The organism is Microcella alkalica (genome assembly GCF_014137945.1).
In the GTDB taxonomy this organism is placed as follows: Bacteria; Actinomycetota; Actinomycetes; order Actinomycetales; family Microbacteriaceae; genus Microcella; species Microcella alkalica.
This window is the reverse complement of sequence record NZ_JACGWX010000004.1, coordinates 1-18898: the sequence shown is the minus strand read 5'-3', so window position 1 is coordinate 18898 and position 18898 is coordinate 1. Positions and strand designations below refer to the sequence as shown.

Annotated in this window: 18 protein-coding genes, 1 tRNA gene and 1 pseudogene; 2 read left to right on the top strand and 18 right to left on the bottom strand. The window is 68.9% G+C overall.

Annotated elements, in window-relative coordinates; translation table 11 throughout:
- Positions 1 to 51: 51 nt before the first annotated feature.
- The 3 genes from FHX53_RS08430 to FHX53_RS08420 all read right to left on the bottom strand — a co-directional run bounded on the left by FHX53_RS08430 (position 52) and on the right by FHX53_RS08420 (position 3454).
- Positions 52 to 1002: a carbohydrate ABC transporter permease gene (locus tag FHX53_RS08430; RefSeq protein WP_182490919.1), complete on the bottom strand. Its 951-nt coding sequence runs from the start codon at positions 1000 to 1002 to the stop codon at positions 52 to 54.
- Positions 999 to 1991, bottom strand: a complete 993-nt coding sequence (locus FHX53_RS08425; RefSeq protein ID WP_182490918.1) for a carbohydrate ABC transporter permease — start codon at positions 1989 to 1991, stop codon at positions 999 to 1001. Before FHX53_RS08425 ends, FHX53_RS08430 begins: the two co-directional genes overlap by 4 nt.
- Positions 1992 to 2092: 101 nt before the next feature.
- Positions 2093 to 3454, bottom strand: a complete 1362-nt coding sequence (locus FHX53_RS08420; RefSeq protein WP_182490917.1) for an ABC transporter substrate-binding protein — start codon at positions 3452 to 3454, stop codon at positions 2093 to 2095.
- A gap of 394 nt (positions 3455 to 3848) precedes the next feature.
- Between FHX53_RS08420 and FHX53_RS08415 the strand changes: the two genes are divergently transcribed.
- Positions 3849 to 4886 carry a LacI family DNA-binding transcriptional regulator gene (locus FHX53_RS08415; protein ID WP_182490916.1) on the top strand — a complete coding sequence of 346 codons (1038 nt, stop codon included), beginning with the start codon at positions 3849 to 3851 and terminating at the stop codon, positions 4884 to 4886.
- A gap of 489 nt (positions 4887 to 5375) precedes the next feature.
- Here FHX53_RS08415 and rplL read toward each other — a convergent pair whose 3' ends face one another.
- The 12 genes from rplL to FHX53_RS08355 all read right to left on the bottom strand — a co-directional run bounded on the left by rplL (position 5376) and on the right by FHX53_RS08355 (position 14048).
- Positions 5376 to 5759, bottom strand: coding sequence for a 50S ribosomal protein L7/L12 (gene rplL / locus FHX53_RS08410; RefSeq protein ID WP_182490915.1), 384 nt, complete (start codon positions 5757 to 5759; stop codon positions 5376 to 5378).
- 48 nt (positions 5760 to 5807) lie between these two features.
- Positions 5808 to 6323 carry a 50S ribosomal protein L10 gene (rplJ, locus tag FHX53_RS08405; RefSeq protein ID WP_055858222.1) on the bottom strand — a complete coding sequence of 172 codons (516 nt, stop codon included), beginning with the start codon at positions 6321 to 6323 and terminating at the stop codon, positions 5808 to 5810.
- A gap of 315 nt (positions 6324 to 6638) precedes the next feature.
- Positions 6639 to 7484, bottom strand: coding sequence for an NAD-dependent epimerase/dehydratase family protein (locus tag FHX53_RS08400; protein ID WP_182490914.1), 846 nt, complete (start codon positions 7482 to 7484; stop codon positions 6639 to 6641).
- 9 nt (positions 7485 to 7493) lie between these two features.
- A complete protein-coding gene (locus FHX53_RS08395; RefSeq protein WP_182490913.1) occupies positions 7494 to 8945 on the bottom strand; it encodes a sensor histidine kinase in 1452 nt (483 codons plus the stop codon).
- Positions 8945 to 9685 carry a response regulator transcription factor gene (locus FHX53_RS08390; protein WP_182490912.1) on the bottom strand — a complete coding sequence of 247 codons (741 nt, stop codon included), beginning with the start codon at positions 9683 to 9685 and terminating at the stop codon, positions 8945 to 8947. The genes FHX53_RS08395 and FHX53_RS08390 overlap by 1 nt, the downstream gene beginning before the upstream one ends.
- 4 nt (positions 9686 to 9689) lie before the next feature.
- Positions 9690 to 10391 (bottom strand): DUF998 domain-containing protein, encoded by a 702-nt coding sequence (locus FHX53_RS08385; protein WP_182490911.1) that lies wholly within the window; start codon positions 10389 to 10391, stop codon positions 9690 to 9692.
- 34 nt (positions 10392 to 10425) lie between these two features.
- Positions 10426 to 11121, bottom strand: coding sequence for a Pr6Pr family membrane protein (locus FHX53_RS08380; RefSeq protein ID WP_182490910.1), 696 nt, complete (start codon positions 11119 to 11121; stop codon positions 10426 to 10428).
- Between the two features lie 145 nt (positions 11122 to 11266).
- Positions 11267 to 11956 (bottom strand): 50S ribosomal protein L1, encoded by a 690-nt coding sequence (gene rplA / locus FHX53_RS08375; RefSeq protein WP_182490909.1) that lies wholly within the window; start codon positions 11954 to 11956, stop codon positions 11267 to 11269.
- 82 nt (positions 11957 to 12038) lie between these two features.
- Positions 12039 to 12470, bottom strand: a complete 432-nt coding sequence (gene rplK, locus FHX53_RS08370) for a 50S ribosomal protein L11 (RefSeq protein ID WP_055858203.1) — start codon at positions 12468 to 12470, stop codon at positions 12039 to 12041.
- A gap of 106 nt (positions 12471 to 12576) precedes the next feature.
- Positions 12577 to 13527 (bottom strand): transcription termination/antitermination protein NusG, encoded by a 951-nt coding sequence (nusG, locus tag FHX53_RS08365; protein ID WP_182490908.1) that lies wholly within the window; start codon positions 13525 to 13527, stop codon positions 12577 to 12579.
- 62 nt (positions 13528 to 13589) lie between these two features.
- Positions 13590 to 13877 (bottom strand): preprotein translocase subunit SecE, encoded by a 288-nt coding sequence (gene secE, locus FHX53_RS08360; protein WP_182490907.1) that lies wholly within the window; start codon positions 13875 to 13877, stop codon positions 13590 to 13592.
- Between the two features lie 98 nt (positions 13878 to 13975).
- Positions 13976 to 14048, bottom strand: a tRNA-Trp gene (locus FHX53_RS08355).
- A gap of 207 nt (positions 14049 to 14255) precedes the next feature.
- Between FHX53_RS08355 and FHX53_RS08350 the strand changes: the two genes are divergently transcribed.
- The gene (locus FHX53_RS08350) at positions 14256 to 15491 is read left to right on the top strand and encodes a pyridoxal phosphate-dependent aminotransferase (protein WP_182490906.1); all 1236 of its coding nucleotides are present in this window, start codon (positions 14256 to 14258) and stop codon (positions 15489 to 15491) included.
- A 126-nt stretch (positions 15492 to 15617) separates the two neighbouring features.
- Here FHX53_RS08350 and FHX53_RS08345 read toward each other — a convergent pair.
- The 3 genes and pseudogenes from FHX53_RS08345 to FHX53_RS08330 form a co-directional block, all read right to left on the bottom strand.
- A pseudogene (locus tag FHX53_RS08345) lies at positions 15618 to 16789 on the bottom strand (IS30 family transposase).
- Between the two features lie 316 nt (positions 16790 to 17105).
- The gene (locus FHX53_RS08335; RefSeq protein ID WP_182490905.1) at positions 17106 to 17462 is read right to left on the bottom strand and encodes an Lsr2 dimerization domain-containing protein; all 357 of its coding nucleotides are present in this window, start codon (positions 17460 to 17462) and stop codon (positions 17106 to 17108) included.
- Positions 17463 to 17699: 237 nt separating this feature from the next.
- Positions 17700 to 18898 (bottom strand): ISL3 family transposase (locus FHX53_RS08330; protein ID WP_182490904.1); only part of this gene is annotated, 1199 nt, incomplete at its 5' end.

The window sequence follows — 18898 nt, the reverse complement described above, 5'->3', positions numbered from 1 at the left end:
GCCCCCGGAGTCTCCTCCAGGGGCGTCGCGAGAGCTCGGTCGGTCGCCCGATCAGCCCTTCGTCGAGCCGGCCAGAAGACCGCGCACGAAGTACCGCTGAAGGCTGAAGAACACGATGAGCGGGATGATCAGCGAGATGAACGCTGCAGCGGGCAGGCGTTCCTGGTTGCGCCCGAAGTTGCCCACGAGCTCGGCCAATCGCTGCGTCAGTGGCGCGACGTCGGCTGTGCCGCCGGAGAACACGAGCGCCACGAGCAGATCGTTCCAGACCCAGAGGAACTGGAAGATGCCGATCGAGGCGAGCGCCGGGAGCGACAGCGGGATGATGATCCGGAAGAAGATCTGCGTGTGGTTCGCACCGTCGACACGCGCCGCCTCGATGACCTCCCCCGGGATCTCCGCGATGAAGTTGTGCATCAGGAAGATCGTGAGCGGCAGACCGAAGATCGTGTGCGCGATCCACACCGCGGGGAAGGTTCCGCTGATGCCGAGCACGCTCGAGAAGATCTGCAGCAGCGGGATGAGCGCCATCTGCAGCGGCACGATCTGCAGGGCGAAGATGAGAACGAAGATCGCGCCCGAGCCCTTGAACTTGATCCACGCGAACGCGTACGCGGCCATCGTGGCGAGGATGATCGGGAACAGAGCCGCCGGGATGGCGATGATGAGAGAGTTCACGAAGTACGAGCTGAGGTTCGCCGAGGAGGCGCCCTGCGTCGTGAGCACGTCGGCATAGTTCTCGAGCGTGAAGCTCGGGCTGACGAACATGTTCCACCAGCCGTTGGTGCGGATCTCCTCCGGCGTGCGGAACGACGAGACGAGCAGACCGAAGGTCGGGATCGTCCAGATGACGGCGATGATGACCGCCGCGATCGTCGCGCCGGGCGAGGTCAGCTTCTGCTTGGCCTTGGATGCCCGGCTGAGCTTGGCGGCACGGGGATCGTTCTTCTGACCGAGCGGGCGGTCGAGCTTGGCCTCGGCCTTGTCGGTGACGTCGGTCATCGAATCTCCTTCTGCTTCCGCATCACGCGCACGTTGTACACGACGATCGGCAGGACCATGAGGAACAGGATCACGGCGAGCGCCGAGCCGTAGCCGAACTCGCTGCGGTTGAAGGCCTGCGTGTACATCTCGTTGGCGACGACCGAGGTCTCGAAGTTTCCGCCGGTCATCGAGCGGACGATGTCGAAGACCTTCAGGGTCGCGATCGAGATGGTCGTGACGACCACGACGAGGGTGCCGCGGATGCCCGGGAGGGTCACGTTGCGGAACTGCTGCCAGGCGTTCGCGCCATCCAGGCGGGCCGCCTCGATGATCTCGATCGGAACGCCCTTGATCGCCGCCGAGAGGAGGACCATTGCGAAGCCGGTCTGGATCCAGACCATGACGACGATGAGGAACAGCGTGTTGAACGGCGAGTTCACGAGGAACTGCTGCGGCTGCCCGCCGAACATGACGATGAGCTGGTTGAGCAGCCCGATCTGCTCGGCGAAGCCGAGCTCTCGGAACTCGTACATGAAGCGCCAGATGATGCCGGCGCCGACGAAGGAGATCGCCATCGGCATGAACACGAGGGACTTGAGGATCTTCTCACCGTGCGACTTGTCGATGAAGATCGCGTACGCCAATCCGATGATCGTCGACAGGGTCGGCACGAGGGCGACCCAGATGAGGGTGTTGATGAGGGTCTGGACGATGTCGGGCTGAGTGAACATCCAGACGAAGTTGTCGAGGCCGACGAACTCGTTGCCCGTCCGGTCGTAGAAGGCGAGGAGCGTCGTGCGGATCGCGGGGTAGATCAGGCCGACGGCGAGGAGGACGAGCGCCGGGGCCACGAAGGCCAGAAGCTGCCAGACGTCCCGCCCCCTCTTCGGGGCCCGATCGGCGAGGAAGAGAATGACTCCGATGACCGCCGCGAACACGGCGAGACCGAGGAGCATGAGCCCGAACTTCTCGAAGAGATCGGACCAGAAGGGCGCTAAACCTCTCATGCGGTGAACCTCCATTGGTTTGTGGTCACGCTACCTGACGAACCGGCCCACCGGACGAGGAAATCGTCCGATGGGCCGGTGCCAGTGCTGCGATAGAGCGGTTACGGGAAGGTGCTGTCGATCGCCGACGTCACGTCCGCGGTCGAGGCTCCGCCGACCCAGTCCACCATGCCGGTCCAGAACGAGCTGGTGCCGACAGCGGCAGGCATGAGGTCGGAGGCGTCGAAGCGGAAGACCGTGTCCTCGCCCTGGAGGATCTCGATCGACTGGCGAGCGAGGTCCGACTGCGCGTTTGCGGGGTCGAGACCCTTGTTCGCCGAGATGACGCCGCCGAGGGAGATGCGGTTGTTCGCCCAGACGTCGCTCGAGAGGTAGGCCTGCACCGCGCCCGTCGCCTCGTTGTCGTTGAACGCGGCGACGAACTCGCCACCACCGGTGACGGCAGCGCCGTCGCCCTCGTTGATCGGAGGAGTGATGAATGCCCAGACGTCGCCGTCAGGAGCGACCGTCACGCCCTCGCCCCACTGAGCCTCGTAGAAGGAGGCCTGGTGGTGCATCGAGCAGTTGCCGTCGAGGATCGCGAGGCCCGCGTCCTGGAAGGTGGTGGTGACGATCGAGTTCACGCCGCCGAAGCCGCCGTTGACGTACTCCGGGTTGAGGAGGATCTCGCCGACCTGGTCGAAGGCCTCCTGGACCTCGGGGCTCGCGAAGGGCAGCTCGCCCGCGACCCACTGGTCGTAGGCGTCGGGACCCGCGCCGCGGAGGACGAGGTCCTCGACCCAGTCGGTGCCGACCCAGCCGGTCGCGTCGCCCGAGCCGAAGCCGACGCACCAGGGGCGGTACGGGCCGTCGTTGCGCTCGGTCATGGTCTCGGTGAGCTCGAGCATCTCGTCGTACGTGGCCGGAACCTCGTAGCCGTTCTCCTCGAAGTCGGCCGGCGAGTACCAGATGTAGCCCTTGACGCTCGCCATGAGGGGAGCCGCGTAGAACTCGCCGTCGACGGTGCCGTAGCCCTTCCAGGACTCGCTCCAGAACTCGTCCACGTTCGCCTCGACGGCCTCGGGCGCCGGGACGACGTAACCGTCGGCGATGAGGCGCTGGAGGAGACCGGGCTGCGGGATGATCATGAGGTCTGGCGCGTCGCCGGCCTGAGCGCGGACGTTGATCTGCGTCTCGGCCTCCTGCGTGCCGTTGTACTCGATCTCGATGCCGGTGCAGGCCTCGAAGTCGGCCCAGGAGGTGACGAGGTTGTCGGCCTCGACGTCGATGATCGTCGCGTAGATCTCGACGGTCTCGCCCTCGAACTGGCCGTAGGCCTCGTAGTCGGCGCAGTCGGCGCTTCCGCCGTTGCCGCCGTTGCCGCCGGCTCCGGGCTCGTCGGCCGCACAGCCTGCGAGCACGAGGCTGAGGGCACCGATTGCCGCTGCCGGCGCGATGAGCCGGCGTCGGAGGGTGGAACTCATGTGTTTCCTCCTCATTGAGGGTAAAACAGCGCTCCGGGGGTGGCGCGCCGCACTTGGTGGTAGGTGATGCAGGTGGTGCACAGGGTGGAACGTGCTGCGCCGAGCGACATGATCCGCCACATCGGGAACCGGTTCCAGCAGTCACCGTATGTCACGATGCGACGCGCCGCAACACCGGTTTCCCGGGCCGTTACAGGAACGTTGCGGAACGCTCGGGAACTTCCCAAACTTTGTGAGCGCCGTTGAGGGGCGGGAAACCGATTCCACATGGCATCGGTTCCACAACGGTCGTCGTCGGGCTACACTGACGCTTCGACGGCTCTGCACCGCTCGAGATCCGCGCGCTCCGGCGCGGTCCCCGTGCAGCGGCCGGTCCAATGGAGGACGGAGCAGCATGAGCATCCTGGCCGACGTCGCGCGCATCGCGGGCGTGTCGAAGTCGACGGCCTCGCGCGCGCTCTCCGGCCGCGGATACGTCTCCGAGGACACGCGCGTGAAGGTCGAGCGCGCCGCCGCGGAGCTCGGCTATGTCGTCTCGACGGCCGCGGCCAGCCTCGTCACCGGCCGCACGCGCAACGTCGGCGTGGTCATCCCGTACATCAACCGCTGGTACTTCGGCGAAGTGCTCGAGGGCATCGAGGCCTCGCTCATCCAGGCCGGCTACGACCTCACGCTCTACCGCCTCTCGAGCGACGCCGACCTGCGACGCCGCGTGTTCGACTACTTCCTCGTGCGCAAGCGCGTCGATGCCGTGATCTCCGTCGCGATCGCGCTCAGCCCGAACGAGGTGCACATGCTGCAGGCCCTGGGCAAGCCGCTCGTGGGAATCGGCGGACTCATCCCGGGCATCCCCTCTCTCTCGATCGACGACGTCGAGACGGCGCGCCTCGCGACCGAACACCTCATCAGCCTCGGCCATCGCCGCATCATGCACGTCGGCGGCGACCAGCACGAGCAGATGGACTTCCGCGTGCACTCGCAGCGCTACATCGGCTTCCAGCGCGCGCTGACCGATGCCGGGATCACGGTCGAGGACGACTTCCGCGACGCCGAGTTCTCCATCCAGGGCGGCCACGCCGCCGGTCTCGCGGTTCTCGGCGACCCGCGCACGCGCCCCACCGCGATCTTCGCGGGATGCGACGAGATCGCGATCGGGATCATGGTCGCCGCTCGTCAGCTCGGCATCGCCATCCCCCACGAGCTCTCCGTCATCGGGATCGACGGGCACCCGCTCGCCGAGACGTTCGGCCTCACCACGGTCGTCCAGCACCCGGGCGACCAGGGGGCGCGGGCCGTCGAGCTCCTGCTCGGGCAGCTCGACGCGACGCCGGAGGCGCCGCCGAGCGAGCACATCGTGCTGCCCACGACTCTGAGCGTGCGCACGAGCACGGCCGCTCGGCGCGAGACGCCCGTCACGACCGCGTCGGCCTGAGCGCCGGCCGGCGCGCGCCGGGCATCCGCCCCGCGACGCCGCGCACGCTCGCAACCCCGGCTGGGAGCGCGCGAGCCGCGCGCTCGCCGGCTCGCCGGCTCGCCGAGCCTCGCATCCTGAGTTACCAACGCACCCCGCCGGAGTGGGGGGCGCGATGCGGTCGCAGCAGCGGATCGTCGTGTGTCACAACTCCGGAGTTCTGGTGAGCCTCGCTGCACCGGCGGGGGCGCACCCTGCCAGCGCTGCCGAATCTCCGGAGAACGTGCACGCCGATCGGCGCGGCATCACCCTGACGGCGGCGCGATGCGACGCGGCACCCGGCACCGTGCGGGTTCGAGGGCGGATGCTCGGCTCGAGCCCCGGGCGTACTCGCGCCGAGCATCCGCTGACTGGACCACCCGCGCGCACGAGATTGCGCCCGGGAACGAGAACGAGGCGCCGCCCCCCGAAGGGAGCGACGCCTCGGGAACCCGGCGAGCCGGGCGGGAACTACTTGAGGGTGACCTTGGCGCCGGCCTCTTCGAGCTGGGCCTTGGCCTTCTCGGCCGTCTCCTTGTTGGCGCCCTCGATGACGGTCGCCGGGGCGCCGTCCACGAGCGCCTTGGCCTCGCCGAGGCCGAGGCTCGTGAGCGCGCGGACCTCCTTGATGACCTGGATCTTCTTCTCGCCGGCGGCCTCGAGGACGACGTCGAAGCTGTCCTTCTCCTCGACCTCCTCGGCGGCGGCGGCGGGGCCGGCGGCGGCGGCGACCGCGACGGGCGCGGCGGCGGTGACCTCGAAGACCTCTTCGAACTTCTTCACGAACTCGCTGAGCTCGATGAGCGAAAGCTCCTTGAACGCCTCGATGAGCTCGTCGGTGGTGAGCTTGGCCATGATTTTCTCCTTAGTGGTTGGTACTCGTCGTGAACCGGCGGGCTGAGATCAGCTGCCGGACTCCTGCTTCTGCCGCAGCGCGTCAACGGCGCGGGCGGCCTGCGCCAGCGGCGCGTTGAACATGTACGCGGCGCCGAAGAGCGAAGCCTTGACGGCACCGGCGAGCTTCGCCAGGACCACCTCACGGCTCTCGAGCTCAGCGAGCTTCATGACCTCGGATGCGTCGAGCGGCTTACCGTCGAAGTAGCCGCCCTTCACTACGAGGTTGGGGTTTGCCTTGGCAAAGTCGCGCAGAGCCTTCGCGACGGTGACTGCGTCACCGCTCACGAACGCGATCGCGGAGGGGCCGGCGAGCATGTCATCGAGCGAGTCGATGCCTGCCTGGTTGGCCGCGATCTTGGTCAGCGTGTTCTTCACCACGGCGTACGACGCGTCTGCAGCGATGTTCGTGCGCAGCGTCTTCAGCTGCGCCACCGTGAGGCCGCGGTACTCGGTCAGCAGGACGGCGGTCGAGCTGCGGAAGAGTTCCGCGAGCTCGGCGACCGTTGCTTCCTTGTTCGCCATGGTGCTCCTCTTAGTTGTGGTTGGTGTTGCCCACGACCACCGGAGCCCTGCCCGAATGACGAAAGCTCCGGCGCACGCGCACGGAGCTTCTTCGCCCCCCTCGATCAGACGGGAGGAGCGGATCTGTCCTGTGTCACCTGCGCGGGCCCCCGTCACCCCGCGAGGGGTGTCGAGCCTTCGATCGACGGTTCTGCTCGCGGAGCGGGCAGGCACGCCGATGACCGGCGGTCTTTGGCAGAGGCCAGGTTACGGGACGCAGGGCTCCGCGAGCAAATCGAGCCGGGCATCCGCCTCTCGCGACGCGTTCGCGACGGCTCAGACGTGATCGAGCCAGGAGTGCTGGGGCGAGTACCCGAGCTCGGCGCGCGCCTTCTCGATCGAGAGCAGCGTCTCGCGGCCGGTCACGGGGCGAGCGAGCTCCACGCCCGGGAACTCCTCCGCGAGCAGGTCGGCGCTGTCGCGACGCATGACGGTGTCGGCCGCGGCGATGATGTACGACTCGTACCTCGAGCGCTCGGTGACGAGCGCGCGCTCGATCGCGTGCGCGCCGTCGCGGCGGTCGATGTAGCCCCACAGGTTCCAGCGGCGCACACTCGCGTCGTCCTGCCACGACTCGAACTCGGCGTAGTCCTCCGGCGCCTTCACGTTGCTGAAGCGCAGGCCCGTGATCGTGAGCGCCGCCTCGACGCGCATGATCTTCCGCGCGAGCTCCTCCTCGAGGTGCTTGCCGATCGCGTACATGAAGTTCGGGCGCGTCTCGGCGGCCTCGTCGATCGGCGCGTACGGCGGCGCCTCGGTCAGCGGCAGGCCGAGCAGCGTCTCGCTCGAGGCGTGCACGATGCGCGGCACTCCGGCGCGGCGGGCCGCCTGCACGACGTTGATCGTCATGGCGAGATTGTCCTGGATGAGCGCGGTATCGGGGCGGATGCCCGGCGCGGGCGTCGCGGCCAGATGGACGATCGCGTCGAGCCCGCTCACCCGCTCCTCCACACCCGCGACCGCGTCGGCGACCTGCCCGTAGTCGGTCATGTCGATCTGCACGAAATCGGGCCCGCGCTCGCCCGTGGAGTCGAAGCCGATGACGTCGTGCCCCGCCTCGCGAAGGTGGTCGACGGCCGCTCGTCCGAGCTTTCCCGATGATCCGGTGACGGCGATGCGCATGCGCTCAGGCTAGTCGGCTCGCGGCGCATCCCCCTGAGCGGCGAGCGGGAGGCTGATCGTGAAGACCGTCTCGCCGGGCTTCGACGCGACCGCCACCCGGCCGCGGTGGGCGGCGACGACTCCCGAGACGATGGCGAGGCCGAGCCCCGTCGAGCCGGTCGCGCGCGAGCGGGAGGTGTCGGCGCGGGCGAACCGCTCGAACAGGACGGGCCGAATGTCGTCGGGGATTCCGGGACCGGTGTCGGTGATCGTCACGATCGCGCGACCCTCGAGCGACCCGAGGGCCGCGGTCACGCGCGTCCCGGCGGGAGTGTGGATGCGCGCGTTCGCGAGCAGATTGGCGACGACCTGGTGCAGCCGGTGCTCGTCGCCCGCGACGACCACGGGAGCCTCCGGAACCCGCACCACCCAGTCGTGCTCGGAGCTCGTCGCGCGCGCGTCGGCGACCGCGTCGACGAGCAGTCGACCGAGGTCGACCGGGTCGCGCCGCAGCTCGCGGCCCTCGTCGAGCCGCGCGAGCAGAAGGAGGTCGTCGACGAGCGCCGTCATACGCACCGACTCCGACTCGATGCGGCTGAGCGCGTGCGTGATGTCGTCGGGCAGCCGGTGGCCGCTGCGGCGCGTGAGCTCGCTGTAGCCACGGATCGCGGCGAGCGGCGTGCGCAGCTCGTGGCTCGCGTCGGCGACGAACCGCCGCACCTTCTCCTCACTGGCCTGGCGTGCGTCGAAGGCCGACTGCACGTGCTCGAGCATGCGCGTGAACGCCGCTCCCAGCTGCCCGACCTCCGTGTCGGGGTCGGTGTCGAGCTCCGGCAGGCGGTCCGCGAGCGCGACCGTGCCGCGGTCGAGAGGCAGCTCGGTCACGCGCGTCGCGCTCTCGCGCACGCGCGTGAGCGGGCGGAGGGCGACGCGCGCGACCTCGCGACCGAGCACGCCGGCCGCGACGAGGATGCCGGCGAGGACCGCGGTGATGACCGCCCCGAGGCGGGCGGTCGTCGACTGCACCTCGCGCGTCGACAGGCCGACGATCAGAGCGCTGTCTCCGTCGAGGCTCGCAGCGATGACGCGGAACTCGCCGAGCCCGCTGTCCAGGCGGACGGTGCGCGGCGAGTCGAGGGGGAGCTCGGCGAGGACGCGACGCTGCGCCGTCGTCAGCTGGCGGACATCCGCATCGCTGTCGAGGTAGGCAGCCGCGATCGTGCCGTCGGCGGATACGACGCCGACGAGCGAGTCGACGGGGATGCCCGGCCCGGCGAGTCCCACGCCGGGCCCCTGTCGGCCACCGGTGCTGAGGGCGTTCTCCACGCGGGCCGAGGTGAGGCGCAGCTCCTCGTCGAGCTGATCGACGAGGTTCGCGCGGAGGAGGACGACGCTGAGGACGCCGATCGCCAGGATCGCCAGGGTGAGAAGAGCGAGGATGCCCGCCACGAGGCGCTTCTGCAGCGACCAGGACTGCGCCATCAGGTGACCGGCTTGATCATGTACCCCACCCCGCGCACCGTGTGGATCATCGCCGGCCCGAGGGTGTCGATCTTCTTCCTGAGGTACGAGATGTAGATCTCGACGATGCTGGAGCGGCCGCCGAAGTCGTAGCTCCACACCCGATCGAGGATCTGCGCCTTCGACAGAACGCGGCGCGGGTTGCGCATGAGGTAGCGCAGCAACTCGAACTCGGTCGCCGTGAGCTCGATCTCGACGTCGCCGCGACGCACCTCGTAGCTCTCCTCGTTGAGCACGAGGTCGCCGACGCGCAGCTCGGGGTCCGGGCGCTCGCTCACCACCATGGCGCTGCGTCGGATGAGCCCGCGGAGCCGTGCCACGACCTCCTCGAGGCTGAAGGGCTTGGTGACGTAGTCGTCGCCGCCCGCGGTGAGGCCGACGACGCGATCATCGACCGAGTCCTTCGCGGTGAGGAAGAGTACAGGCACATCGCGGCCGTCGGCGCGCAGGCGGCGCAGGACCTCGAGCCCGTCGATGTCGGGGAGCATGATGTCGAGGACCACCACGTCGGGGGCGAACTCGCGCGCGTGCTTGACGGCGTCGGCGCCGGTCAGCGCGGTGCGGACCTCCCAGCCCTCGTAGCGGAGGGCCATCGAGACGAGGTCGGCGAGCGAGGGCTCGTCGTCGACGACGAGGGCGCGGATCGCCGAGCCGTCGGGGTGGGTGAAGCGAGGAGCGGTGGGGGTCTCGTCGTCGGCCATGCTCCTAGTCTGCGGAATCACCTATGAGCTTCCTTGGAGTCGGCCCTGCGGCCGAGAGGCGCATCGAGCTCGACGGGCGCACCGCTCCCACGGCGCGGACGAGCCCCACGACGACGAGCCACGCGATCCCCACGGTCGTCGCGACGAGCTCCAGACGGCTGCCGAACTCCGCGTTCCAGCGCGCGAGAGACAGCAGCCCGCCCGCGGCCGCGATGGCACCGACTGCGATGGCCATCGCGAGCGACAGTCGGGAGATCGGCCGATGGCCCGGCGCGAAGGCGACCTGCAGCATCGCCCAGCACGCGGCCGCGAAGGCGAGGACCGCCGCGAGGGTGTGCGTGAAGTCCTGCCACGTGAACGTGTCCCCGAGCGGCAGGGGGCACCCGGAGGTGCACGGCACGTTCGCGGCGACGAAGAAGCCCGCGCACGCGAGCGCGAGACTGAGCGCGGGGGTTCCCAGACGGAGGATCGGCGTGCGTGCGCGAAGGTCGCGCACCGCCCACGCGACGAGCACGCCTCCTGCGACCAGGAGCAGCAGAGCGAGACGGAAGGCGTCCGCCGTGGGCTCGCCGACCGCGCCGAGCTCGCTGACATACAGCTCGCGCGGGACGGTGAGCCGGGAGACCCAGATGATGACGAGCGAGGCGAGCACGAGGAGCGCGCCGGCCACGGAGAGCGCGGCGTCGCGCCGGTGCTGAGGCGTCATGGGAGGAACCGTAGGACGGGAGCAGGCAGACGCACTAGGCCGTTGCGCTCACGGGACGCGCATCCGTCGCCTGACCGAGACGGGTGCGCGAGATGCGGATGATCGCCGCCCCCACGAGTCCGATGACGGCCGCGATGAGGATGACGTAGAAGGCCACGGAGACGTAGCCACTGGTCGACGTGACGGGGTTGAGGAACGGGTACGGGTAGAAGGGACCTTCGAGCACGGGGTCGTAGGTGAGCGGCCCGCGGATGAGCGTGTAGACGGCCCACACGAGCGGGAACCCGATGATCCAGAGGAACTGCTTCCATTCGAGTTGGATTCGCCCGGGTGCGAAGAGCCGGTCGATGAGCAGGTAGAGCGGGCCCCAGACGTGGAGGATCTCATTCGACCAGGCGAGCGTCGCCCACTGCGGCAGCTCGATGCCGCGCAGGAGCATGTTGTAGACAATGCCCCCCGTGACCATGTAGGTCGTGACGGCGGCCCGCAGGACCTCGAACCACGTCGGACGCCGGCCCATGAGAGTCAGGCCGATAGCCATCGTGAGAACCACGACGGACGCGACGTTCGACTCGATCGTGACGATGCTGAAGAAGTTCGTGAGCCGGAAGGCCGTATCGGTGAGGCCGGCGTCGGCCCAGAATCCGAGCGACGTGATGATCTGGCCTACGACCGCGGCCCCGATCGCGAGAACCGCGATGGCGCGGAGGACGAGGAAGGCGGCGGTCACGTGGCCCTTTCCGTGCGGGGGGACGCGACCAGACTAGAGCCGCGGAAGTCTCAGAAGCCCGCGCATCGGCTGGGAACGACGAAGGCCCCGCCGGAGCGGGGCCTTCGCGACGATGCGCCGCAGCAGCGGCGGCGCACCAGTGAGCTCAGAGCGCGTTGACGTCGAGCGGGATGCCCGGGCCGAAGGTCGTGGAGAGCGAGCCCTTCTGCACGTAGCGGCCCTTCGAGCTCGACGGCTTGAGGCGCAGGACCTCGTCGAGCGCGGCGCGCAGGTTCTCGTTGAGCTGGTCCTCGCTGAACGAGGTCTTGCCCACGATGAAGTGAACATTGGCGTGCTTGTCGACGCGGAACTCGATCTTTCCGCCCTTGATGTCTGTCACGGCCTTCGCGACGTCGGGCGTCACGGTGCCGGTCTTCGGGTTGGGCATGAGGCCGCGGGGGCCGAGGACCTTGCCGAGACGACCGACCTGGCCCATGAGCTCGGGCGTCGAGACGGCCGAGTCGAAGGCGGTGTAGCCGCCGGCGACCTTCTCGATGAGCTCGGCGCCGCCGACCTCATCGGCGCCCGCGGCGATCGCGGCCTCGGCCGCGGGGCCCGTCGCGAAGACGATGACGCGCGCGGTCTTGCCGGTGCCGTGGGGCAGGTTGACGGTGCCGCGCACCATCTGGTCGGCCTTGCGGGGGTCGACGCCGAGCTTCAGGGCGACCTCGACGGTCGCGTTGAAGTTCTTCGAACCCGTCTCACGGGCGACCGTCACGGCCTCCGTGGGGGTGTAGTACTTGCCGGCCTCGAGCTTCTCGGCCGCGGCCCGGTAGGCCTTGGACTTCTGTGCCATGTTGTGTCTCCTGTGCTGAGTTCGCGGTGAATCGTGAGCCTGGCTGGCTCTCCCGCTGAGTGGGAAGGGGGAAGGCGGGCGCTTACTGCTCGACCGTGATGCCCATGGAGCGGGCGGTGCCTGCGATGATCTTCGCCGCGGCGTCGATGTCGTTGGCGTTGAGGTCGGCCTGCTTCTGCTCGGCGATCGCGCGGACCTGCTCCTTGGTGAGCTTGGCCACCTTCACTGTGTGCGGCGTCGACGAGCCCTTCTGCACGCCCGCGGCCTTCTTGATGAGCTCGGCCGCCGGCGGGGTCTTGAGGATGAACGTGAACGAGCGGTCCTCATAGACGGTGATCTCGACCGGGATGACGTTGCCGCGCTGCGACTCGGTCGCGGCGTTGTACGCCTTGCAGAACTCCATGATGTTCACACCGTGCTGACCGAGCGCAGGACCGATCGGCGGGGCGGGGTTCGCCGCGCCGGCGTTGATCTGCAGCTTGATCAGGCCCGTGACCTTCTTCTTCGGTGCCATTTCTTCTTCCTTCGTGTCGTGCGGCAGCCGGGTGGCCGTCGCGCTCCCGCCTGCTCGGCGAATCCGAGCCGCGGTGAACTGGGGGGGCCCGAGGGCCCAGAGGATCTTAGAGCTTGGTGACCTGGTCGAAGCTGAGCTCGACCGGGGTCTCGCGCTCGAACAGCGACACCAGCACGATGAGCTTGCCGCTCTCGGGCTTGATCTCGCTGATCGTGCCGGGAAGACCCGCGAACGAGCCCTCCTTGATGGTGATCGTCTCGCCGGCCTCGAAGTCGATCTCGGCGGGGATGGAGCGCGCGGTGGTCGCGCCGCCCTTGGCCGCGCCCGCCTTGGCGGGAGCCTCGGCGATCTGCACGGTCGACTTCAGCATCGTGAAGGCTTCGTCGAAGCGCAGCGGCGTCGGGTTGTGGGCGTTGCCGACGAAGCCGGTGACGCCGGGCGTGTGGCGCACCACCGACCAGCTGTCCTCGTTGAGGTCCATGCGGACGAGCACGTAGCTGGGGATGCGCACGCGGTTGACGAGCTTGCGCTGGCCGTTCTTGATCTCGACCACGTCCTCCATGGGGACCTGCACCTCGTGGATGCTCTCCTCCATGTTCATGGAGACGCGGCGGTTCTCGATGTTCGACTTCACGCGCTTCTCGAAGCCTGCGTACGAGTGGACGACGTACCACTTGCCCGGCTTGACGCGCAGCTCGCGCTTGAACTCGTCGTAGGGGTCGACCTCGACGGGCTCCTCCTCGGCGGACTCCGCGGCCTCCTCGGCGGCCTCGTCCTCGGTCGCCTCGGCGGCGGCCTCGGCCTCCTCGGCGGAGTCGATGTCGAGAGCGTCATCGACGATCGCGTCGGCCTCGGGGTCGGCGGCGGTCTCGAGCGCATCGAACAGGTCGGTGAGGTCGGGCTCGTCCTCGTCCACGATGTGCATCGCGACGTGCTCGGCGGCGTCGGCCGAGTGCTCGTCAGCCTCGAGGGTGTTGCCCTCCTGCGCCTCGTCCTCCTCGGAGGACTGCTCGGCAGCGGTCGCGAGGTCGATGTCGCGGCGGTGGTCGTCGGTCACTGGATCTCTTTCCGTTGGCAGTACTGGGCCGGTGCGGGTGCTGGCGGTTCGAGGCGGGGGCGCTAACCGCCCGTGACGGCCGATCCGTCGCCGAAGACGAACGACACGACCCACCCGAACACGACGTCGAGGCCGGAGACGAGCGCCATCATGATGATCACGAACACGAGCACGACCAGGGTGTAGGTGATGAGCTCGCGCCGCGTCGGCGTGACGACCTTGCCGAGCTCGTTGAACACCTGACGAATGAACAGCGCCATGCGGCCGAAGGGTCCGCGCTTCTCGGCGCGGTCCTTCCTGGCGTTCTCGACGATGTCCTCATTGGGCTCGTCGACCACGTTTCTTGCCACGTTCACACTGCCTTCCGACTGTCGCCGGGCTCTCGCGAGCCCGTATCACCGAGACCGGGGCGTTCCCGTGCGGGAGCGCCCCGAGCCCGATCGATGTGCAGGGCGGACAGGACTCGAACCTGCAACCTGCGGTTTTGGAGACCGCTGCTCTACCAATTGAGCCACCGCCCTCGGCGTGGTCGAACTCGGGCATGCTTCACCGCGGTCGGGTTCCGGGGGATTCGCCAGACTGACGGCGCGGCAAAGCTTGGCAGAGTTCAACTACCTCGACCAGTGTAGGTGACGCCCCGGGGCGAGTCCAGCCGAGCCCCCGGCCGGGCATCCGCCCCTCTCTTCGAGACGGCGGCGCGGGGCGGGTGAGCGCTTCGCGGGGCGCGGATGCCCGCCCGTAGACTTCCCGTCGTGACCGCAGACTCCTCCCGCATCTCCGCTCGCATCGCCGCGATCAGCGAATCCGCGACCCTGAAAGTCGACGCGAAGGCGAAGGCTCTCAAGGCCGCCGGTCGGCCCGTCATCTCGTACGCGGCCGGGGAGCCCGACTTCGCGACGCCCGACCACATCGTCGAGGCGGCCGTCGCCGCCGCGCGCGACCCCAGGAACCACCGCTACACCCCCGCCGCGGGCCTTCCCGAGCTGCGGGAGGCGGTCGCCGAGAAGACGCTGCGCGACTCGGGCCTCGAGGTGAGCGCCAGCCGCGTGATCATCACCAACGGCGGCAAGCAGGCCGTCTTCCAGGCCTTCGCCACGATCGTCGACGACGGCGACGAGGTGCTGCTTCCCGCCCCGTACTGGACGACCTACCCCGAGGTCGTCCGCCTCGCCGGCGGCGTGCCCGTCGAGGTCTTCGCCGGTAGCGACCAGAACTATCTCGTCACGGTCGAGCAGCTCGAGGCCGCGCGCACCCCCCGCACGAAGGTGCTGCTCTTCGTGAGCCCCTCGAACCCGACCGGCTCGGTGTTCAGCCCCGAGCAGACCCGCGCGATCGGCGAGTGGGCGCTCGAGCACGGCATCTGGGTCATCACCGACGAGATCTACCAGGCGCTCACCTACGACGGCGAGCGCGCGGTGTCGATCGTCGAGGCCGTGCCGGGGCTCGCCGACACGACCATCCTCGTCAACGGCGTCGCGAAGACGTACGCCATGACCGGCTGGCGGGTCGGGTGGATGGTCGGGCCGGCCGACGCGATCGCCGCGGCCTCAAATCTTCAGTCGCACCTCTCCTCCAACGTCGCGAACGTGTCGCAGCGCGCCGCGCTCGCCGCGCTGACCGGCCCGCAGGACGCGGTCGCGACGATGCGCGAGGCCTTCGACCGGCGGCGCCGGCTGGCCGTCGCGGAGCTCAACCGCATCCCCGGCATGGTCACGCCGACGCCGACGGGCGCGTTCTACGTCTACCCGGATGTCGCGGGCCTGCTGGGTCGCGAGTGGGGAGGCGTGACGCCGACGACGTCGCTCGAGCTCGCCGACCTCGTCCTCGAGCAGGCGGAGGTCGCGGCGGTGCCCGGCGAGGCGTTCGGCCCGAGCGGCTACCTGCGCTTCAGCTACGCGCTCGGCGACGACGACCTGCTCGAGGGCATCCGGCGCCTGCAGCGACTCTTCGGCGCACGGGACTAGGGCTGCGCTCTGCCACCGGCTGTCCGCGGCGCGGACCTGGGGGCCCGGCGGCGCTCTGCCGCCGCGTGACGAGAACGGCCCCGCACGGTGAGGCGGAATCTAGGGGTCCTCGCAACACCTGGCGACTTATGGCGTCGTCAGTAGATCACGCAAACGCTCGGCTGGGGTATCCCAGCCGAGCGTTTTGCGCGGGCGGCCGTTGAGCTCCTGTGCAACATGCTCAAGGTCCTCCGCACCAAAGATGGACAAGTCGGTGCACTTCGGGAAGTACTGACGCAGCAGCCCGTTGGTGTTCTCGTTCGAGCCGCGCTGCCAGGGCGAGTGAGGATCGCAGAAATACACCGGCACGACTGTTTATGAGCGGCCATCTCGCTGCCCTGGTCCCAGGTCAACGAGCCGCGCAGATGCTCGGGCAGGCTCGTGATCAGCGGCACGAGAACGTCACGAACCTCTTCGGCGCTGTGTCCGCCGGGCAGGTGTCCCAGCATCACATATCGGGTGGTTCGCTCCACCAACGTCACGATCGCGGAGCCGCTGCGGGTGCCGACGATCAGATCCCCTTCCCAGTGCCCGGGACCGGCACGATCCTCAACCTCCGCCGGCCGGTCGGAGATCATCACCATAGGGTCGGTGAATCGCGGCGTGCGTTGCTCGGGGAGTCTGTGCGGCTTTCGGCGGGTGCGTCCAGTGCGCAGCGCCGCGGCGATCTCGCGGCGCAGGCCGCCGCGGGCCTGAACGTAGATCGCCTGATAGATCGTCTCAGCACTCACGCGCATGCTCTCGTCATCGGGAAAGTCCTTCACCAGAGCGTGACAGATCTGCTCTGGCGACCACCGCACCCGCAGCTTGTCGACGACGAACGCGCGCAACGCGCTGTCCGCGGCGAGCTTGCTGTTCTTGGGCCTGGCGCGGCTCTTGACCCAGGAGCGGTGAGCGGCGTAGGGGCGGTAAGAGCCAACATCCGACCGGCGATCCAGCTCCCGCTTGATCGTCGATGCCGGCCGGCCCAACTGTCGACCGATCTCACGCAGCGACGCACTCTGCCGATGCAGGTCCGCGATCTGCTCCCGCTCGGCCAACGTCAGAAACCGCGGATGCAACTGCGCCTCAAGCGCCCTCACGGGCACCGTCACATCAACAATGGTGGTCATACCCGTGTTGTAATCCACCCGGCGCCCATCCGGGTGCAGGCGCGCGTTGCCCGTTTTCCGGATCCCTTTGTCCCAGTCCCGCGCTGTGCGCTCGTTGATACCGACCCACGCCGCGGCGTCGCGCCGCCGAACACCCGCAGCGCGCAACCGCTCGTAATCCCCGCGGCCGGGATGCGGGCCCACTCCTGACTTCCCAAGGCCGCGAAGGCCCGCTTTCCTTGCCCACCCGTAGGCGGTGTGACGGTTGACCTCCACCACACGAGCCGCAGCAGTGATGCTGCCGCTCTCCCGATCGAGCGCTTGAAAGAACTGCACCTTCAACTCTTGAGAAACCACGATCCCCGCAACTCCCTGAACCTCAGGGTGTTGCGGGGATCGCTAGAACCCGCCGATCGTGCGGGGCCGTCGACGTTCGATGCGGCTGCTCTGGGGCGACTGCCTCGGTGCGAGGGCGTCGCGGCGACTACTTCGCGGCGGCGTACGCCTCGCGGATCTCGGCGGCGATGCGGCCGCGGTCGCCGACTGGGTAGCCGTTGGCCTGCGCCCACTCGCGGATGGCCTGCGTCTCGGCGCTGCTGCCGGCCGAGGCGCGCTTGCGGCCCGGAGCCTTCGTAGCGGGAGCGGCCGCGCGGGCCGAGCTCGCCGAGCGGGCCTTGGCGATGAACGGGGAGAGCGCGCTGCGCAGCTGCTCGGCGTTAGCGTTCGTGAGGTCGATCTCGTAGTGCTTGCCGTCGAGGCCGAACGAGACGGTGCCGCCGTCGCCCTGGCCGATGATGCCGCCGTCGAGGTCGTCGACGAGCTCGGTGGTGATGCGCTTCACAAATTACTCCTTGAATAGTGCGGTTCTCGCGGGGCCGTGCGCCCGCGAGGGGATCGCGTCGATCAGCGGGTCGCGGCGGAGCATTCTCATGCGGAGCGCTAATCGTCGGTCGCCGAGCATAAACACTCGGCGCGGGATCAGAGTACTGCTATTCACAGGATAAATACGCGCGATTCCGGTGAGCGGTCGTCATCTTACGGCAATTGCCGATAATCCGGCCCTCGACGCATTAGTGGCTCATCGCATTTGGGGGTGTAGCAACGGTCTAAAGCCTCCGGCCTCGAGCAGGGATCGGGCGATGTAGTTGGTGAGGTTGCGGAAGCCGAGGGCGGAGCCGCGGAGGTGCTCGAGACGGCCATTGATCGCCTCGGTCGGCCCGTTCGAGGTGCCGGGCCGGTCGAAGTAGGCGAGCACGTCGGCGGCGCGCTGTTTCAGCGTCCGGCCGAGGGTGATGACCTCGCGGAGCGCCCCGGGAACGCCGACGCTGACCGTGTCGATCAGCTCGATCATCAGCTGCTTGCCCGCGGCTCGGTCGGGGTCGCGGTAGGAGGCGACCATGTGCTGGTAGATGCCCCAGGTGACCTCGACGGCGGCATGCCGCTCGTCGGCGAAGAGCGCGTCGAGCCGCTGCTGCTGGCGCGGCGTGTGGAACGCGGCACCGGTGTGGAGGGTGCGGCGGGCGGCGTAGAGCGGATCGCCCTTGCGGCCGCGGTGGCCGTGGATCTGCTGCTGGACGCGCCGCCGGCAGCTGTCGAGCGCGTTGCCGGCGAGGCGGACGACGTGGAACGGATCCATGACGGCCACCGCCTCGGGCAGCTCCTCGACGGTGGCGGTCTTGAAGCCGGAGAAGCCGTCCATCGCGACAACTTCGACGCCGTCTCGCCACGCCTGAGGTCGGGCGGCGAGCCACTGCTGGAACGCGTGCTTGGAGCGGCCCTCGACCATGTCCAGCAGCCTGGCTGGCCCCGTCTTGTCGCGGATCGGGGTGAGGTCGATGATGACGGTCACGTAGCGGTCGCCGCGGCGCGTGTGACGCCAGACGTGCTCGTCCACGCCCAGCACCGCGACCCCCTCGAACCGTGCCGGGTCGTCGAGCAGGCGGCGCCTGCCCTCCTCGAGCACGGCGGTGTTGGCGGTATGCCAGGCGACGCCCAGGCCGGCCGCGACGCGCGAGACGGTGAGATGGTCGAGCACCAGCGCGTCCAGCGCCCAGCGCAGTCCCGCGCGAGAGATCTTCGCACGCGGCTCCGCCGCCGCGGCCGTGTCCTGCCGCCAGACGCGGCCGCAGCCGCTGCAGCGATACCGGCGCAGGCGCAGCAGCAAGGTCGTCGGCCGATGCCCGAACGGCGCATGCGCCAAGCTACGCGTGACCGTGTCGCGCGGCACGCCCCGGCAGCCGCAGGCGCGGCACCAGTCGTCGGCCTCGATGACCCGGC

Coding starts and splice junctions, on each gene's coding strand:
- FHX53_RS08430 (WP_182490919.1), bottom strand. CDS start 1,002: ATGACCGACGTCACCGACAAGGCCGAGGCCAAGCTCGACCGCCCGCTC.
- FHX53_RS08425 (WP_182490918.1), bottom strand. CDS start 1,991: ATGAGAGGTTTAGCGCCCTTCTGGTCCGATCTCTTCGAGAAGTTCGGG.
- FHX53_RS08420 (WP_182490917.1), bottom strand. CDS start 3,454: ATGAGTTCCACCCTCCGACGCCGGCTCATCGCGCCGGCAGCGGCAATC.
- FHX53_RS08415 (WP_182490916.1), top strand. CDS start 3,849: ATGAGCATCCTGGCCGACGTCGCGCGCATCGCGGGCGTGTCGAAGTCG.
- rplL (WP_182490915.1), bottom strand. CDS start 5,759: ATGGCCAAGCTCACCACCGACGAGCTCATCGAGGCGTTCAAGGAGCTT.
- rplJ (WP_055858222.1), bottom strand. CDS start 6,323: ATGGCGAACAAGGAAGCAACGGTCGCCGAGCTCGCGGAACTCTTCCGC.
- FHX53_RS08400 (WP_182490914.1), bottom strand. CDS start 7,484: ATGCGCATCGCCGTCACCGGATCATCGGGAAAGCTCGGACGAGCGGCC.
- FHX53_RS08395 (WP_182490913.1), bottom strand. CDS start 8,945: ATGGCGCAGTCCTGGTCGCTGCAGAAGCGCCTCGTGGCGGGCATCCTC.
- FHX53_RS08390 (WP_182490912.1), bottom strand. CDS start 9,685: ATGGCCGACGACGAGACCCCCACCGCTCCTCGCTTCACCCACCCCGAC.
- FHX53_RS08385 (WP_182490911.1), bottom strand. CDS start 10,391: ATGACGCCTCAGCACCGGCGCGACGCCGCGCTCTCCGTGGCCGGCGCG.
- rplA (WP_182490909.1), bottom strand. CDS start 11,956: ATGGCACAGAAGTCCAAGGCCTACCGGGCCGCGGCCGAGAAGCTCGAG.
- rplK (WP_055858203.1), bottom strand. CDS start 12,470: ATGGCACCGAAGAAGAAGGTCACGGGCCTGATCAAGCTGCAGATCAAC.
- FHX53_RS08350 (WP_182490906.1), top strand. CDS start 14,256: ATGCCCGCCCGTAGACTTCCCGTCGTGACCGCAGACTCCTCCCGCATC.